Raw genomic sequence first — 16,020 nt, forward strand, 5'->3', positions numbered from 1 at the left:
AGTAGAGCCTGACGTGAGGAGGCGGCTAGAGCCTACCGATCGAGGCCGCGGCGCTTCAGCAGCGGGTCGATGACCGCGTCGCGGCCACGGAAGTCGCGGTACGCCTCGAGCGGGTCCCGCGAACCGCCCACACCGAGGAGGCGATGCCGGAACCGGTCGCCGTTCTCGCGAGTGAGACCGCCGTTCTCCTTGAACCACTCGACGGTGTCCGCGTCGAGCACCTCGCTCCAGATGTACGAGTAGTACCCGGCGTCGTAGCCGCCCGAGAACGTGTGCGCGAAGTAGGTGCTCGCGTACCGCGGAGGCACAGCGGGGTTGTCGAGCCCGACCTCCGCGAGCGCGCGGGCCTCGAACTCGGCCACGTCCTCGACCTGGTCGTCGGCCGTGATCGTGTGCCAGGCCTGGTCGAGGAGGGCGGCGGCGAGGTACTCGCTCGTGGCGAAGCCCTCATTGAACGACTCGGAGGCGTGGAGGCGATCGATGATCTCCTGGGGCAGCTTCTCGCCGGTCTTGTAGTGAACCGCGTAGTTCTCGACGATCTCGGGCCACAGCATCCACATCTCATTCACCTGACTGGGGAATTCGACGAAGTCGCGGAATACGTTGGTTCCCGCGAACTTCGGATACGTGACGCGCGCGAACAGGCCGTGCAGCGCGTGACCGAACTCGTGGAACAGCGTGTTCGTCTCGTCGTAGGTGAGCAGCGTGGGCTCACCGGGTGCCGGCTTCGGGACGTTGAGGTTGTTCACGACGACCGTCGGGTTCCCGAGGAGCGCCGACTGCGAGATGAGCGGGTTCATCCACGCGCCACCACGCTTGGAGTCTCGCGTGTACAGGTCGAGGATGTAGAGGCCGAGCCCCGAGCCGTCCTCGTTGCGCACCTCGAAGACACGCGCCTCCGGGTGGTACGCGACGAGATCGGGACGCTCCTCGAACGTGATCCCGTACAGGCGGGTCGCAGCGTAGAAGACACCGTCGCGGAGGACTCGCTCCGCCTCGAAGTACGGTCGCATGGCGGCGAGGTCGACGTCGTACTTCTCCTGACGGACCTTCGCGGTGAGCGCGGCCCAGTCCCAGCTCGCCACGGACTGACCGTCGGGGAGCTGGCGCTGCAGATCTTCCTGCTCGGCGCGCGCGTTGCGTGCGGCCGCGGGCGCGAGCCGGCCGAGCATGTCCGCGACCGCCTGGGGTGTCCGTGCCGTCTCGTCGGCGGTCACGAACGCGGCGTGGGTCTCGAACCCGAGGAGGCGCGCCCGCTCCGCCCGCAGACGCGTGATCTCGAGGACCAGGGCGCGGTTGTCGTGCTCCCCGCCTCGGATGCCGCGCGAGCGGGAGGCGCGCATGATCCGCTCTCGGGAGTCGCGATTCGTGAGATCGGCCAGCCACGGATGCCCGGTGAGGAGGACCAGGTTCACCACGAAGGAGCCCTCGAGTCCGCGCTCCCGGGCCGCCTCCGCCGCCGCAGAGAGTTCGCTCTCGCCGAGTCCGTCCAGCTCCTCCGCGGAGTCGAAGACGACGGCCAGCTCGTTGGTGTCGGCGAGCAGGTTCTTCTCGAACCTGGTCGTCAGCGTCGAGAGCCGCTGGTTGAACTCGCGGAGACGCGCTTTTTCTTCGTCGCTGAGGCCCGCACCCGCGAGCGTGAACTCCTGGTGGTAGCGCTCGAGAAGGTACCTCGATTCGGCGTCGAGGCCGAGTCCGTCGATCCGGCGGTAGAGCTCGGAGATGCGCTCGTAAAGGCGGGGATCCAAGCGGATGGCGTCCTGGTGGGCGGCGAGCTTCGGAGCGATCTCCTCCTCGAGCGCGTTGGTGAAGTCTGTGCTGTCGGCCGAGCTCTTGTTGAAGAAGACCTCCGCGACGCGGAGCAGCGTCTGGCCCGAGCGTTCGAGCGCGACGAGGGTGTTCTCGAACGTAGGGAGCTCCTTGTTCGCGACGATCGCCTCGATCTCGGCGAGCTGCTCGGCGAAGCCCTGCTCGAACGCGGGGGCGTAGTGCTCGTCGCGGATTCTGGCGAACGGCGGCAGCTGGTAGGGGAGCGGACTCGGGGCGAGAAAGGGGTTCGCAGTGTCGGCCATTCGTCCAGCGTAGGCCAGGTCGGCTGCAAAGAGTGCGTTGCAAAGATCTGCCTGCAAAGAAAAGCTTGCAAACAGATCTTTGGACTCCTAATATCGATTCATGACCGACGCAGACGCAGCCGCACCCGGACCCCGGTCGCACCCGTTCGACAACGCTCTCGGCATGCCCGCGCTCCGCGCACTGGCGCACCCGTTGCGCGTGGAGATCATGAACGAGCTGTCCGACTTCGGGTCCGCCACGGCCAGCATGCTCGCAGAACGTCTGGGGGAGTCGAGCGGCTCGACCAGTTACCACCTCCGGCAGCTCGCGAAGCACGGGATCATCGTCGAGGACGAGGAGCGCGGCACGGCGCGCGAGCGCTGGTGGCGGATGGCAGCGGGCGGCGTCACCATCGGCTCGCCGGAGACCGTGGCCACCCCGGCCGGACGGGAGGCGACGGAGATCGTCTCGCTCGGCTGGCACCAGAACAGCGAGCGCCGTCTCGACGGGTTCCTGCGTCGCGGCCTCGATCTGTTCGGCACCGACTGGGTGCAGGCGAGCACTCTCTCGACGTCCCACCTTCAGCTGACCAAGGAGGAGCTCGCGGAGCTCGGTCGCGAGTATTACGTCCTGCTCGAGCGTCTCCGCGAGAAGTGGAAGGCGGCGGGCGCTCCCGACGACAACAGTGTCACGAACGACGACGGCGGCCAGCGCAAGCGCGTCCAGGTGCAGTTCAACGCCTTCCCGCTCATCGAACAGGAGTTGCGGTGAGCTCGCCCCGCACCGAACGACGCGACCTGGGTGCCGGTTTCGGGAGGCTGTGGACCGCTGCGATCGCGAGCAACCTCGCCGACGGGATCGGGCGGACGGCTGTGCCGCTCGTCGCGACCACCCTGACCCGCGACCCCGCTCTCATCGCGGGTCTCTCCGCCGTCACCTTCCTCCCCTGGTTGCTCTTCGGGATCCCGGCGGGGATCCTGCTCGACCGGGTGGACCGGCGGATGGCGATGGCGGCGGCCAATACGGTGCGGTTCGCCGTCGCGGCCGTGCTCGCCCTCCTCATCTCCACCGGTTCCCTCAGCATCTGGCTGCTGTACGTGTGCGTCCTGGCCTTCGGGCTCGGCGAGACGGTGTTCGACAACGCGACCACGACGGTCGTCCCGAGTCTTGTCCGGCGTGACCAGCTGGATCGCGCCAACGGCCGCATGCAGGCCGCGGAGATCGTGATCCAGAACTTCGTCGCCACGCCGATCGCCGGCTTCCTGTTCGCTGCCGCTATCGTCCTGCCGATCTGGCTGACCGGTTCCGGCTTCCTGGTCGCCGGTCTGCTGGCGCTGACCATCCCCGCCTCGGCGGCCCGGGCGTCGCACCTGCCGCTGGGAGGCGCCCCGGAGGGCCGTCCTCCGTTCCGGGCCGTCGTGCGCTTCCTGTGGGACCATCGCTTCCTGCGCCGGATGATCGTGCTGACCTCCGTGACGGCGTCGGCGCTCGCTTTCGCCCAGGGGAGCGTCGTTCTGCTCTTCCTGGACACCTTGCACGTTCCGGCTGCATTCTTCGGCGTGATGACAGCCCTCATCGGGGTCGGCGCGCTCGGCGGCGCGCTGATCTCGAGCCGGCTCGTCGAGCGCTTCGGCCGCGGCCGGGTCATGCTCTGCGCCATGGTGCTGAGCGGTGCGGGCATGGCCGTGGTCGGACTCCCGGCGAACCTCGTCGTGGCGATCGCCGGCTACGCGGCGGGAGCATTCGGCGTGGCCGTCTGGAACGTGCCGTGGGGCGCCGTCCGGCAGGCCCTGATCCCCAACGGGATGCTCGGCCGGGCGATGGGCATCATCCGCACGATCGGCTGGGGGCTTACCCCGATCGCGACCGTGCTGGGCGGCTTCGTCGCCCGCATCGACCTCCGCCTGCCGTTCGTCATCGGCGGCGGCCTCGTCGTGCTGCTGTCCTTGGCGTCGGCGCGGCTGATCCTCTCGGCTTCCGCACAGGAGCCGGAACAAGAACTCATCCCGGAAGGAACACGATCATGACCGCCATGACCCTGCCGCTCCGCCGCCCGCTCGTGCACCGTGCTGCGCTGAGGCTGGGAGGCGCGCTCACCGAGTGGGGCGCTCGCCCGGCCGCCCAGGCAGTCTCGTACAGCGAGCGCACCGCGCGGATGGAAGCGTCGCGTGAGGCGGCGGCGCGTACCGTGCCGCAGCTTCCCCGCTAGACGGCGTCCTCGTCGTACTCCGTCGGCTGCTGCTCGATCGACTGCGTGATCGTGGCCGAGTCCTCGTGCTGGTTGTAGCGGATGACCGTGCCGTCGTCGAGCTCGACGACGGGCTTCCCTTCCAGCCACGTGAGGGTCCAGTACCAGCCGGTGGTCTCGACGTCGGTCGCGACGAGCTCCTCCTCGACGGTGGACACGGCGTACGCGACGACCTCGGGGAGGGACGCGGGAGGCTGATCGCCGACGGGCCAGCGGGTACCGAGCTGCATCAGGCGCGGCCCTCGACCCGAGCGCGCGCGCCCAGGTCGATCTCGTAGGTCACCCACGCGGTGCGCTCGGCGACGGAGTCGTAGACCCGCTGGGCGGTCTGGTTGTCCTGGGCGGTGACCCACTGGACCACGCCGAGACCGCGCTCCGCGGCGATGGCCCGGGCCTTCTCGATCAGGGCGTGCCCGATGCCCTTGTCGCGTTCCTCCTCGAGGACGAAGAGGTCGTCGAGGAAGAGCCCGCGGTCGCCCTCGAGCGGCCGGGCGAACTCGCGCAGGTTGGCGAGCCCGACGATGCGGTCGCCGTCGACGGCGACGTACCCTTCCTCCTCGTGCTCGGGCGCGGTGAGCCACGACCACAGGACCAGCGCCTTCTGGTCCGTCAGCTCGGTCTCGTAGAACTCGGCGTACTTCGCGTAGAGGTCGAGCCACGCGAAGAAATCGCCGTCCCGCACGGGCCGGACTTCGATAGCCATGGATTCCTCCGTTCGCTGTCACACGGCGGCTGGGGGACCGGTGTGTATTCCGACCCTATCCCGCCCTCGTTCAGGGGACGAGATCGTACGTGACCCACTTCGTCTTCTCGGCGACGCGATCGTACAGCCGCCGGGCGGTCTCGTTGTCCTTGGCGGTGATCCACCGGACGACCGAGAGGCCCCGTTCCTTGGCGTGGTCGCGCATCGCTTCGAGCAGCGCCGTGCCTGCGCCCGCGCCCCGTGAATCGGCCGAGACGAAGAGGTCGTCGAGGTACAGGCCCTTGCTGCCGTCGAGCGGGCGGACGAACTCGCGGACGTGGGCGAGGCCGATCGGTGTCCCCTCGTCGTCGACGGCGAAGTACGCCTCGAGTCCGGTCGACGGATCGGTGAGCCAGCTCCAGACCAGGAGCGCCTTCTCGTCCGTCACCGGGCTCTCGTAGAACTCGCCGTAGCCCGTGTAGAGGTCGAGCCAGGTGAAGAACTCGTTGTCCTCCACCCGTCTGACTGCAACCGTCATCGATCCTCCTCGGTGGGTGCCTGAGCAAGGAGGATATCGGTCACCGTGAGCTCATCGGCGGAGGCGAAGCGCAGGTCGGCGATTCTGCCCACCGACCGGAGGTCGCCCGCGGCGAGTTCGAGCGCCGCGATCTCGTCGGCCGGACCGGCGATCACGGCAGAGTCGACGGGCGTCCGCTGGGAGGCCTTGGCCGCGGTCTTCGCCCCGCGCACGCCCGTGAGCGCGCGCCCGACGACGGAGAGCAGGGAGCGGTGGGACGACCAGTCGCCCGCCACCTCGTCGGCGGTGGGCCACGGAGCGAGATGGACCGATCCCTCCTCGGACCAGCTCCACGCCTCCTCGGTGGCGAACGGGATCACCGGCGCGAGGAGCCGGAGGAAGGTCGTCAGGGCGACGCGGAGCGCCACCACGGCGGAGACCTGACCCTCGGACGCCTCGCCGTACGCGCGCTCCTTCACGAGCTCGAGGTAGTCGTCGCAGAACGTCCAGAAGAACGCCTCGATCGCCTCCAGGGCGCGAGCGTGCTCGTACCCGTCCAGCGCTCGGGTCGCCTCCTCGACGACATCTGCGAGGTTCTGGAGCATGCTCTGGTCGAGGGGCTCGGTGACCCGGTCGAGGCTCAGCGTCTCGGGGGCTTCGAAGCCGAGGATGAACTTGGCCGCGTTGAGCACCTTGATCGCGAGGCGGCGCCCGATCTTGATCTGGGTCGGGTTCTGCGGGTCGAAGGCCGCGTCGGTGCCGAGACGCGACGAGGCGGCCCAGTACCGGACCGCGTCGGAGCCGTGACGCTCGAGGATGTCGGCGGGCGTCACGACGTTGCCCTTCGACTTCGACATCTTCTTCCGGTCGGGGTCGACGATGAAGCCGGAGAGGGCCGCGTTCTTCCACGGTGCGACATCGCCCTCCAGCTTCGAGCGCAGGAGGGTCGAGAACAGCCACGTGCGGATGATGTCCTGACCCTGCGGCCGCAGATCGAACGGGAAGACCGCCGAGAACAGCTCGTCGTCGCGCTCCCATCCGCCGGCCAGCTGCGGCGTCAGCGACGAGGTCATCCAGGTGTCCATGACGTCGTGCTCGCCCACGAAACCGCCGGCCTGACCGCGCTGCGACTCCTCGTAGCCCGGGGCCGCGTCGGAGGACGGGTCGACGGGGAGGGCGTCGGCGGAGGGGAGGATCGTCTCGTCGAACACGGGGTTGCCGTCCGCGTCGAGCGGGTACCACACGGGGAACGGGACGCCGAAGAAGCGCTGGCGGCTGATCAGCCAGTCGCCGGTGAGGCCGTTGACCCAGTTCTCGTAGCGCACCCGCATGAAGTCCGGATGCCAGTCGAGCTCGCGGCCCAGCTCGATCAGCCGCGCGCGGAGCTCCTCGTCGCGGGCGCCGTTCTTGACGTACCACTGGCGCGTGGAGACGATCTCGAGCGGCTTGTCGCCCTTCTCGAAGAACTTCACCGGGTGCTGGATGGGCTTGGGCTCGCCGACGAGGTCGCCGGAGGCGCGCAGCAGCTCCACCACGGACTGTTTGGCCGAGAACACGGTCTTTCCGGCGAGCTGCGCGTACGCCTCGCGGCCCGCGTCCGACTGGATCGCCGCGGGGGGCTCGGGCAGGATGCGCCCGTCGAAGCCGATGATCGTCCGGTTCGGGAGGTCGAGCTCGCGCCACCACGTGACGTCGGTGATGTCGCCGAAGGTGCAGATCATCGCGATGCCGGTGCCCTTGTCGGGCTGCGCCAGGCGGTGCGCCACCACCGGGACCTCCACGTCGAACAGCGGGGTCCGGACGGTGGTGCCGAAGAGCGGCCGGTACCGCTCGTCGTCCGGGTGGGCGACGAGTGCCACACAGGCGGGCAGCAGTTCGGGCCGGGTGGTCTCGATGTAGACGGGGCCGTCCTGCCCGTGGAAGGCGACGCGGTGGTAGGCGCTCGGCTGCTCGCGGTCCTCGAGCTCGGCCTGGGCCACGGCGGTGCGGTACGTGATGTCCCACAGGGTCGGGGCGAGCGCCTGGTAGGCCTCGCCGCGCTCCACGTTGCGGAGGAAGGCGAGCTGGGAGGTGCGCAGCGCCTCCTCGCCGATCGTGCGGTAGGTCTGCGACCAGTCCACCGACAGCCCGAGGGCCCGCCAGAGCGCCTCGAACTGCTTCTCGTCCTCGACGGTCAGCCGCTCGCACAGCTCGATGAAGTTGCGGCGCGAGACCGGCTTCTGGTCGGCGGCCTTGGTGCTCTTGTTGTCGCCGCCCTCGAAGGGAGGGACGAACGCGGGATCGTACGGGAGCGACGGGTCGCACCGCACGCCGTAGTAGTTCTGCACGCGGCGCTCGGTCGGGAGGCCGTTGTCGTCCCAGCCCATCGGGTAGAAGACGTACTGACCGCGCATCCGGTGATAGCGGGCGATGATGTCGGTGTGCGTGTAGCTGAACACGTGCCCGATGTGCAGCGAACCGGAGGCCGTGGGCGGCGGGGTGTCGATCGAGTACACGCCGGAGCGGCCCGCGGCGAGGGCGCCCTCGCGATCGAATCGGAAGGTCCCGTCGACCTGCCAGCGGTCGCCCCAGCGGGCTTCGAGGCCCTCGAGGGCCGGCTTCTCGGGCACGTTGGCGCTCATGCGCATCCTCCGATTCGATATGTGCGGCACCGTGTCAACGGGGTGCCTGAGTGTGGGATCCCTCCAGCGTACCGGACGTGCCGGGGAGGCGAGCCGGTTCAGACCTCGTCGATGATCGGCTCACGGCGCATCGCGGCGACCGAGGCGATGAGGGTGATGAGCGACATGATCGCGAGGACGACGCCCGGGTGCCACCAGGCGTTCCCGGTCGCCTTGCCCAGCACGAGGGTGAGGGCGGGGACGAACGACGTGAGCAGGGCAGCGATGCTGTACGCCACCGAGAGCCCGCTGTAGCGCACCTCGCTCGGGAAGAGATCGGACATGAGGCCGCCGAGAGCAGCCCACGACAGAGTCGGGAGGATCCCGCCGATGATCATGCTCGCGACCAGCACAGCGAACGAAGCGCTCTGGAGCAGCAGGTACATCGGGAAGGCGACGAGGAGCGTCCCGACGGCGCCGATCGCGACGACCCGCGCGGAGCCGATCCGGGCCGCCCACGCGCCGAAGAGCGGGATGGTGACCAGCTGCAGCAGGCCGCCGATCGTGGTCGCGATGAGGAGGTCCTGGTACTTGAAGCCGAGGACGCTCGTGCCGTAGTCGACCATGTACGTGTTCATCAGCGAGTAGGAGCCGATGCCGAGCACGGCCGCCCCGATCCCGATGACGAAGCCGACCGGCGCCTTGCGGAAGACGTCGAGCACCGGGAACGCGTCGCGGCGGCCCGTCTCGACGAGCTTGCGGAAGACCGGGGTCTCGTCGATCGACCAGCGCAGGTAGAGCGAGACGAGGAGGAGCGGGAAGGCGGTCAGGAACGGGATCCGCCAGCCCCAGGAGGCGAGATCGGCCGAGCTCATGGTCACCGTCAGGATGAGGAAGACGACCGCGCTGAGGATGGACCCCACCGGCGAACCGAGCTGGGGGAGGGCGGCGTAGAAGCCGCGTCGCTTCGGGTTCGCGTACTCGGTCGCGAGGAGGATCGAGCCTCCCCACTCGCCGCCGACCGAGAAGCCCTGCAGCAGCCGGAGCAGCACGATCGCGATCGCGCCGAACCAGCCGGCCGCGGCGTAGGTCGGCAGGAGTCCGACCAGCCCGGTGCTCAGCCCCATGATGAGGATCGTGATGAGGAGCGTGGGCCGACGGCCGATCCGGTCGCCGAGGTTGCCGAACACCACCGCGCCGACGGGACGGATCACGAAGCCCGCGGCGATCGCGAGGAAGCCCGCGAGCGCACCTCCGAAGGCGCCCAGGGGCTGGAAGAAGAGGGGGCCTACGAAGAACGCTGCGAAGTACGCGTAGAGGTAGAAATCGTAGGATTCGAGTGCGGTTCCGACGAACGACGCGACGGTGACGCGCCGGGCGGTCCCGGGAGTGATGCCCGGGCGGTCGGTGAGGCTCGGGGAGGGGCTTGTGAGGGTGGTCACGGGTGTCCTTCTGATCGGTTGCTGGACCGCGTCCAATATTGGCACGGGAGGAAACACGCGATGACAGCTCGTCATTCCGGGCATGCGGGATCGGGCCGGCCCCGCGCCTCTTCGCGCCGCATGCTGGCCGAGGCGGCGGGGGAGCTCTTCCTCGAGCAGACCTACGCCGGGACGACGATCGACGACGTCGCGCGGCGAGCGGGGGTGAGCCGCGCCACCTTCTTCAATTACTTCGGCGCGAAGAGCGATCTGCTCTGGCTGGAGGTGGACGAGTCGCTCGAGAGCTTCGACAGCACCCTCGACGGGGTGAGCCGCGAGCTCCCGCCCATGGAGGCGGTGCTCGCCGCGGTGCTGGCGCTGGCGGACGGCTTCGGGCCGGGACGGCTCCCGCTCGCCGTCACGCAGGTCGAGCTGATGGGCACCGACGCGGAACTGCGCGCGTCGGCGCTTCCGCGCTTCCTCGCGCTCGTGGGAGCGCTCACTGGTTTCATCGCCGACAGGACCGCCACGAGGCGCGACGAGCTGCTGCCGCGAGCCGCGGCGACCGCGGTCGTGGGCGCCGGGGTCTCGGCGGCCACCCTCTGGGCTGCCGCCGGCGTGCGCCGGGGCCCGCTCGCCCCGCTCGTGCGGCGGGCCGTCGAGCCGGTCTGCCGCGGGTACGCCGATGCCTGGGACCACCCCTGAACCGCGGCGCGACCCGCTAGACTGGGAGCACAGACGTCGACCCGGCCATCACCGGCGAGTCTCCGGAAGAACCGCGGGAGGGCTCCCGCTCAGTAGAACCGGACGGCAGCGGCCCGTCACAGCCGATCGTTGAGAGGTCCATCCCGCCACCGGAGGCGGGCCGGGCAAGCGGGGTGGTACCGCGACGGGCGCTCAGGCGCCCGGCGTCCTCGTGCAGCATGTGGAGAATCTGCCAGGAGAGAGATGCCGTACCCCCAGTCCGCGCCGGGCGGAGCCGAGCCCGAGCGCGCAGACGTAACCCCGAGCCCGGTGTTCCCCCGGATCGAGCAGGAGGTGCTCGCGTTCTGGGAGCAGGACGGGACGTTCCGCGCCTCCATCGAGAACCGCGAAGGCGGCGAGGAGTGGGTTTTCTACGACGGGCCGCCCTTCGCCAACGGCCTGCCGCATTACGGGCACCTGCTGACCGGCTACGCGAAGGACGTCTTCCCGCGCTTCCAGACCATGCGCGGCCGGAAGGTGGAGCGCCGGTTCGGTTGGGACACCCACGGGCTCCCCGCGGAGCTCGAGGCCGAGCGGCAGCTCGGCCTCACCGACAAGAGCCAGATCGAGGAGATGGGGCTCGCCGCCTTCAACCAGGCCGCCAAGGACTCGGTGCTCCGGTACACCAAGGAGTGGCAGGAGTACGTCACCCGCCAGGCACGGTGGGTCGACTTCGACAACGACTACAAGACGCTCGACACCACCTACATGGAGTCGGTGATCTGGGCCTTCAAGACGCTGCACGAGAAGGGCCTCGCCTACGAGGGCTACCGGGTGCTGCCGTACTGCTGGCGCGACCAGACCCCGCTGTCGAACCACGAGCTCCGGATGGACGACGACGTCTACAAGATGCGGCAGGACCAGACCGTGACGGTCACGTTCCCGCTCGTCGGGGCGAAGGCCGAGGCGCTCGACCTGACCGGTGTCCGCGCCCTCGCGTGGACGACCACGCCGTGGACGCTCCCCACGAATCTCGCTCTCGCGGTCGGCCCGGACATCCGCTACGCGGTCCTGCCCGCCGGTCCGAATGGCGCCGCTGACGCGCACGGCACGCCCGACGAGGAGGTGCTGAGCGGCCGCTACCTCCTCGCGTTCGAGCTCGTGGGCGCGTACGCCAAAGACCTCGGCTACGAGTCCGCCACCGACGCCGTCGCAGCCATCACGCGCACCGTGCTCGGCTCCGAGCTCGAGGGCGTCGAGTACGACCGGCTCTGGGACTACTACGCCGACGTCGAGCGCTGGGGCACCCAGAATGCATGGCGGATCCTCGTCGACGACTACGTGACCACCGAGGACGGCACCGGCATCGTCCACCAGGCGCCTGCGTACGGCGAGGACGACCAGCGGGTGACCGAGGCGGCCGGGATCCCGGTCATCATCTCCGTCGACGACGGTGCGCGGTTCCTCCCCGACGTCGTCGACGTGGCCGGCCTCCAGGTCTTCGAGGCGAACAAGCCGCTGACGAAGATGCTGCGCGAGCAGGGGCGCCTCCTGCGCCAGGCCAGCTACGAGCACTCGTACCCGCACTGCTGGCGGTGCCGGAACCCGCTCATCTACAAGGCGGTCTCGAGCTGGTTCGTGCGGGTGACCGATTTCCGCGACCGGATGGTCGAGCTGAACCAGGAGATCACCTGGGTCCCGGACAACGTGAAGGACGGCCAGTTCGGCAAGTGGCTCGCCGGTGCCCGCGACTGGTCGATCTCCCGCAACCGGTACTTCGGGTCGCCGATCCCCGTCTGGAAGAGCGACGACCCCGCGTACCCGCGCGTCGACGTCTACGGCTCCCTGGAGGAGCTCGAGCGCGACTTCGGTCGTCTCCCGCTGAACGCCGCCGGCGAGCCGGACCTCCACCGGCCGTTCATCGACGAGCTCACCCGGCCCAACCCGGACGACCCGACGGGCCGCTCGACCATGCGCCGCATCCCCGACGTGCTCGACGTGTGGTTCGACTCGGGGTCGATGCCCTTCGCCCAGGTGCATTACCCGTTCGAGAACCGCGACTGGTTCGACACGCACAACCCGGCCGACTTCATCGTCGAGTACATCGGGCAGACGCGCGGCTGGTTCTACCTGCTGCACACGCTCGCCACGGCGCTCTTCGACCGTCCCGCCTTCAAGAACGTCATCAGCCACGGGATCGTGCTCGGCAGCGACGGGCAGAAGATGTCCAAGTCGCTCCGGAACTATCCCGATGTGAACGAGGTCTTCGACCGCGACGGGTCGGACGCGATGCGCTGGTTCCTCATGTCGAGCCCCGTGCTCCGCGGAGGGAACCTCGTCGTCACCGAGGAGGGCATCCGCGAGGGTGTCCGCCAGGTGCTCCTCCCGCTGTGGAGCACCTGGTACTTCTTCTCGCTCTACGCCAACGCGACCGGGTACGACGCGAAGCGCTCGGTGAGCTCCTCCGACGTGCTCGACCGGTACCTCCTCGCCAAGACGCGGGATCTGGTGGAGGCGGTGACCGCCGACCTGGAGGCGCTCGACTCGACGCTCGCGTCGGCCAAGCTGCGCGACTTCGCCGACGTGCTGACCAACTGGTACGTCCGCCGGTCGCGTGATCGCTTCTGGACGGGCGTCGCCGAGGACGGCACCGGCACCGAGGCCTTCGACACGCTCTACACGGTGCTCGAGACCGTGACCCGCGTGGCCGCCCCGCTCCTCCCGCTCGTGGCCGAGCGCATCTGGAAGGACCTCACGGGGGGCCGCAGCGTGCACCTCACCGACTGGCCCGTCGCCGAGGAGTTCCCCGCCGACGACGAGCTCGTCGACGCGATGGACCGGATCCGGGCGATCAGTTCGACCGTGCTGTCGCTGCGCAAGCAGGCCGGCCTCCGGGTCCGGCTCCCGCTCGCCGCCCTCACGGTCGTGGCCGCGAACGCGGAGGCGCTGCGCCGCTTCGAGGGCATCCTGCGCGACGAGCTCAACGTGAAAGCGGTCGAACTCGTCGAGCTGCGGGAGGGCAGCGCGGCGGAGTACGGCATCACGAGCCGGCTGACCGTGAACGCGCGCGCCGCCGGACCGCGGCTCGGCAAGCAGGTCCAGCAGGTGATCCAGGCCGCCCGCGCGGGCGACTGGACCGAGCAGGACGGCGTCGTGACGGTCGGCGGCGTGGAGCTGCGCGAGGGCGAGTACGAGCTCGTGCTCGAGACGGCACAGGCCGACGGCGAGTCGGCGTCCGCGCTCGCGCTCCTTCCGGGCGGCGGATTCGTGCTGCTCGACACCGAGACGACGCCGGAGCTCGAAGCGGAGGGTCTCGCACGCGACGTCATCCGGGCCGTCCAGGACACCCGCAAGGCAGCCGGGCTCGAGGTGAGCGACCGCATCTCGCTGGACCTCTGGTTCGACGACCGGGACGACGCGGCCGCCATCGAGTCCGCCGCCGGGCTCGTCGACATCGCCGGGGAGACGCTCGCCGCGGACATCGCCATCGGATGGACGGATTCCGCGGCCGGAGAGAAGGACCGCGGCTTCGCCAAGCGGTTCGAGGCCGGACAGTTCGCGAACGCGGGCGCATTCCGGGTGCACGTGACGAAGGCGGAGGTGGTAGCCCGATGACCGACGAGGACGAGCGCGATCGCGCGGAGGCCGTCTACCAGGAGCTCCTCGCCCGGGTCGGAGAAGGCGCTCCCGAGCGCCGGCTCGACGCGACCCGGCGGGCCGTCGAGCTGCTGGGCGACCCGCAGCGGGCGTACCCGATCATCCACATCACGGGCACCAACGGGAAGACATCGACGAGCCGGATCGCTGAGAGCATCCTGCGGGCGTACGGGCTGCGCACCGGGCTCCTGACGAGCCCGCACCTCGTGCGCTTCAACGAGCGGATCGTGATCGACGGCGAGCCGATCTCCGACGAGGCGCTCGCCCGGAACTGGGAGGACATCCGCCCGTACCTCGAGATCGTCGACTCGGAACTGGCCACGGCCGGCAAGGCGCCGCTGACCTTCTTCGAGGCTCTGACGGCACTGGCGTTCGCCGCCTTCGCCGACGCACCCGTCGACGTGGCCGTCATCGAGGTCGGCATGGGCGGCGAGTGGGACTCGACCAACGTCGGCGACGGGCAGGTCGCGGTCTTCACCCCGATCTCGCTCGACCACACCAAGGCCCTCGGCGACACAGTGGAGGAGATCGCCCGCACCAAGTCGGGGATCATCAAGCCGTCCGCCGACGTCGTCTCGGCGTCCCAGGCCCCCGAGGCGATGCGCGTTCTCGAGCAGGCGGCTGAGCTCACCGAGTCCACGCTGGCGGCCCAGCCGCGCGACTTCGACGTCGTCTCGACGCAGGTCGCCGTCGGCGGCCAGCTCGTGACGGTTCGCGGGCGCGCCGGGACCTACCCCGATGTGTTCCTCCCGCTCTACGGAGATCATCAGGCGCAGAACGCGGCGGTGGCGATCGCGGCGGTCGAGACCTTCCTCGGTCGCGGCAGCCAGGAGCTCAAGCCCGAGCTGGTCGAGGAGGGGTTCGCCACCGCGACCTCGCCCGGCCGTCTGCAGCTCATCGGCATCGAGCCGACGATCCTCGTCGACGCGGCGCACAACCCCTCCGGGGCGGAGACGCTCGCCGAGGCGCTCCGTCGGTACTTCGACTTCGACGAGCTCACCTTCGTGATCGGCGTGCTCGGCGACAAGGACGCCCGCGGGATCATCCGCGCCCTGGCGCCCGTGGCCTCCCAGTTCTACGTCACGGAGCCGGGCTCCGAGCGGGCGCGCGAGGCCGAGGACCTGGGCGAGCTCGTCCGCGACGAAGTCGGCGACGAGGCGACGATCGTCTTCTCCGACGCGATCGACGCCCTCGAGACGGCCCGCGAGTGGGCCGCCGAGGAGCCGCGGCGCGCTGTCGTCGTCACCGGATCGATCGTGCTCGTGGGCGCCGCCATGGCGTACGCCGAGGAGCAGGGCTGGAAGCAGGCCGCGTCGTGACCGACCCGTCGCCCGGGCCCGAGGACGAGTCGCCGGATCCCGGGGCCGAGGGAGCACCGGCGGGGCGTCAGCGACGGCCGCGGTCGCTCCGCGAGTCGCTCGGCGCGATCGTGCTCGGCTTCGAGGTGCTCGTGGTCTTCCTGGGGGCCCTCGTGCTGTTCGGGCTGAAGTCCCTCCCCGCGCCGCTCGCGCTCGGCGGAGGGGCAGCGCTCGTCCTGCTCATGATCGTCGCCATCGCGCTGCTCCGGTACCCGGTCGGGGTCATCCTGGGCTGGTTGGTCCAGCTGATCGTGGTCGCCGCCGGATTCCTCGTGCCCGCCTTCTTCATCGTGGGAGCGATCTTCACCGCGATGTGGACCTACTGCATGATCACCGCCTCCCGTCTAGAACGAACCGCCAACCGAACGGAGAACCCATGACCACCGCCGTCGAAGAGACCCTCGTCCTCATCAAGCCCGACGGGGTCGCCCGCAACCTCACGGGCGAGATCCTCCGCCGCATCGAGGCGAAGGGGTACTCGCTCGTCGACCTGCGGATGCTCCAGGCCGACCGCGAGCTGCTCGCGAAGCACTACGCCGAGCACGAGGGCAAGCCGTTCTACGAGCCGCTCGTCGAGTTCATGGAGTCGGGGCCGATCGTCGCGATCCGCCTCGCGGGCAACCGCGTCATCGAGGGCTTCCGCTCTCTCGCCGGCGCCACCGACCCGACCACGGCCCTTCCGGGCACCATCCGCGGCGACCTCGCGCGCGACTGGGGACTCAAGGTCCAGCAGAACCTCGTGCACGGCTCCGACTCGCCCGAGTCCGCTCAGCGCGAGCTCGCGCTGTGGTTCGGCTGAAC

General features: G+C 69.7%; 14 protein-coding genes. 8 read left to right on the top strand and 6 right to left on the bottom strand.

The window, feature by feature from the left end; genetic code table 11:
• Positions 1-32 precede the first annotated feature (32 nt).
• The gene (locus FPT20_RS07040; RefSeq protein WP_158863885.1) at positions 33-2,072 is read right to left on the bottom strand and encodes a M3 family metallopeptidase; all 2,040 of its coding nucleotides are present in this window, start codon (positions 2,070-2,072) and stop codon (positions 33-35) included.
• A 100-nt stretch (positions 2,073-2,172) separates the two neighbouring features.
• Between FPT20_RS07040 and FPT20_RS07045 the strand changes: the two genes are divergently transcribed.
• Genes FPT20_RS07045 through FPT20_RS07055 form a run of 3 tightly spaced genes read left to right on the top strand, consistent with a single transcriptional unit; the run spans position 2,173 to position 4,261 of the window.
• Positions 2,173-2,823 carry a winged helix-turn-helix domain-containing protein gene (locus FPT20_RS07045; protein ID WP_158863887.1) on the top strand — a complete coding sequence of 217 codons (651 nt, stop codon included), beginning with the start codon at positions 2,173-2,175 and terminating at the stop codon, positions 2,821-2,823.
• Complete coding sequence (locus FPT20_RS07050; RefSeq protein ID WP_158863889.1) at positions 2,820-4,079, top strand: MFS transporter; 1,260 nt, start codon at positions 2,820-2,822, stop codon at positions 4,077-4,079. The genes FPT20_RS07045 and FPT20_RS07050 overlap by 4 nt, the downstream gene beginning before the upstream one ends.
• A complete protein-coding gene (locus FPT20_RS07055; protein WP_158863891.1) occupies positions 4,076-4,261 on the top strand; it encodes a hypothetical protein in 186 nt (61 codons plus the stop codon). The genes FPT20_RS07050 and FPT20_RS07055 overlap by 4 nt, the downstream gene beginning before the upstream one ends.
• Here the strand turns inward: FPT20_RS07055 and FPT20_RS07060 are convergent.
• The 5 genes from FPT20_RS07060 to FPT20_RS07080 all read right to left on the bottom strand — a co-directional run bounded on the left by FPT20_RS07060 (position 4,258) and on the right by FPT20_RS07080 (position 9,541).
• On the bottom strand, positions 4,258-4,530 hold the full coding sequence (locus tag FPT20_RS07060; protein ID WP_158863893.1) for a hypothetical protein: 273 nt from the start codon (positions 4,528-4,530) through the stop codon (positions 4,258-4,260). The genes FPT20_RS07055 and FPT20_RS07060 overlap by 4 nt on opposite strands.
• Positions 4,530-5,003 (bottom strand): GNAT family N-acetyltransferase, encoded by a 474-nt coding sequence (locus FPT20_RS07065; protein ID WP_158863895.1) that lies wholly within the window; start codon positions 5,001-5,003, stop codon positions 4,530-4,532. The genes FPT20_RS07060 and FPT20_RS07065 overlap by 1 nt, the downstream gene beginning before the upstream one ends.
• Before the next feature lie 70 nt (positions 5,004-5,073).
• Positions 5,074-5,520 (bottom strand): GNAT family N-acetyltransferase, encoded by a 447-nt coding sequence (locus FPT20_RS07070; protein ID WP_158863897.1) that lies wholly within the window; start codon positions 5,518-5,520, stop codon positions 5,074-5,076.
• Positions 5,517-8,120 carry a valine--tRNA ligase gene (valS, locus tag FPT20_RS07075; protein ID WP_158863899.1) on the bottom strand — a complete coding sequence of 868 codons (2,604 nt, stop codon included), beginning with the start codon at positions 8,118-8,120 and terminating at the stop codon, positions 5,517-5,519. Before valS ends, FPT20_RS07070 begins: the two co-directional genes overlap by 4 nt.
• A gap of 98 nt (positions 8,121-8,218) precedes the next feature.
• On the bottom strand, positions 8,219-9,541 hold the full coding sequence (locus FPT20_RS07080; RefSeq protein ID WP_158863901.1) for an MFS transporter: 1,323 nt from the start codon (positions 9,539-9,541) through the stop codon (positions 8,219-8,221).
• A 60-nt stretch (positions 9,542-9,601) separates the two neighbouring features.
• Here FPT20_RS07080 and FPT20_RS07085 point away from each other — a divergent pair, with 60 nt between their 5' ends.
• The 5 genes from FPT20_RS07085 (at position 9,602) to ndk (ending at position 16,018) form a co-directional block, all read left to right on the top strand.
• Positions 9,602-10,225 (top strand): TetR/AcrR family transcriptional regulator, encoded by a 624-nt coding sequence (locus FPT20_RS07085; protein WP_158863903.1) that lies wholly within the window; start codon positions 9,602-9,604, stop codon positions 10,223-10,225.
• A 243-nt stretch (positions 10,226-10,468) separates the two neighbouring features.
• The gene (gene ileS / locus FPT20_RS07090) at positions 10,469-13,819 is read left to right on the top strand and encodes an isoleucine--tRNA ligase (protein WP_158863905.1); all 3,351 of its coding nucleotides are present in this window, start codon (positions 10,469-10,471) and stop codon (positions 13,817-13,819) included.
• The gene (locus tag FPT20_RS07095; protein ID WP_158863907.1) at positions 13,816-15,180 is read left to right on the top strand and encodes a bifunctional folylpolyglutamate synthase/dihydrofolate synthase; all 1,365 of its coding nucleotides are present in this window, start codon (positions 13,816-13,818) and stop codon (positions 15,178-15,180) included. Before ileS ends, FPT20_RS07095 begins: the two co-directional genes overlap by 4 nt.
• Positions 15,177-15,599, top strand: a complete 423-nt coding sequence (locus FPT20_RS07100; RefSeq protein WP_158863909.1) for a DUF4233 domain-containing protein — start codon at positions 15,177-15,179, stop codon at positions 15,597-15,599. The genes FPT20_RS07095 and FPT20_RS07100 overlap by 4 nt, the downstream gene beginning before the upstream one ends.
• Positions 15,596-16,018 (top strand): nucleoside-diphosphate kinase, encoded by a 423-nt coding sequence (gene ndk / locus FPT20_RS07105; RefSeq protein WP_158863911.1) that lies wholly within the window; start codon positions 15,596-15,598, stop codon positions 16,016-16,018. The genes FPT20_RS07100 and ndk overlap by 4 nt, the downstream gene beginning before the upstream one ends.
• Positions 16,019-16,020: the final 2 nt, after the last annotated feature.

This window comes from Leifsonia sp. AG29, from assembly GCF_009765225.1.
Classification (GTDB): domain Bacteria; phylum Actinomycetota; class Actinomycetes; order Actinomycetales; family Microbacteriaceae; genus Leifsonia.

What these genes read in the sequence shown, in the direction of transcription:
- FPT20_RS07040 (WP_158863885.1), bottom strand. Translation starts at nt 2,072, where the DNA reads ATGGCCGACACTGCGAACCCCTTTCTCGCCCCGAGTCCGCTCCCCTAC.
- FPT20_RS07045 (WP_158863887.1), top strand. Translation starts at nt 2,173, where the DNA reads ATGACCGACGCAGACGCAGCCGCACCCGGACCCCGGTCGCACCCGTTC.
- FPT20_RS07055 (WP_158863891.1), top strand. Translation starts at nt 4,076, where the DNA reads ATGACCGCCATGACCCTGCCGCTCCGCCGCCCGCTCGTGCACCGTGCT.
- FPT20_RS07060 (WP_158863893.1), bottom strand. Translation starts at nt 4,530, where the DNA reads ATGCAGCTCGGTACCCGCTGGCCCGTCGGCGATCAGCCTCCCGCGTCC.
- FPT20_RS07065 (WP_158863895.1), bottom strand. Translation starts at nt 5,003, where the DNA reads ATGGCTATCGAAGTCCGGCCCGTGCGGGACGGCGATTTCTTCGCGTGG.
- FPT20_RS07070 (WP_158863897.1), bottom strand. Translation starts at nt 5,520, where the DNA reads ATGACGGTTGCAGTCAGACGGGTGGAGGACAACGAGTTCTTCACCTGG.
- valS (WP_158863899.1), bottom strand. Translation starts at nt 8,120, where the DNA reads ATGAGCGCCAACGTGCCCGAGAAGCCGGCCCTCGAGGGCCTCGAAGCC.
- FPT20_RS07085 (WP_158863903.1), top strand. Translation starts at nt 9,602, where the DNA reads ATGACAGCTCGTCATTCCGGGCATGCGGGATCGGGCCGGCCCCGCGCC.
- ileS (WP_158863905.1), top strand. Translation starts at nt 10,469, where the DNA reads ATGCCGTACCCCCAGTCCGCGCCGGGCGGAGCCGAGCCCGAGCGCGCA.
- FPT20_RS07095 (WP_158863907.1), top strand. Translation starts at nt 13,816, where the DNA reads ATGACCGACGAGGACGAGCGCGATCGCGCGGAGGCCGTCTACCAGGAG.
- ndk (WP_158863911.1), top strand. Translation starts at nt 15,596, where the DNA reads ATGACCACCGCCGTCGAAGAGACCCTCGTCCTCATCAAGCCCGACGGG.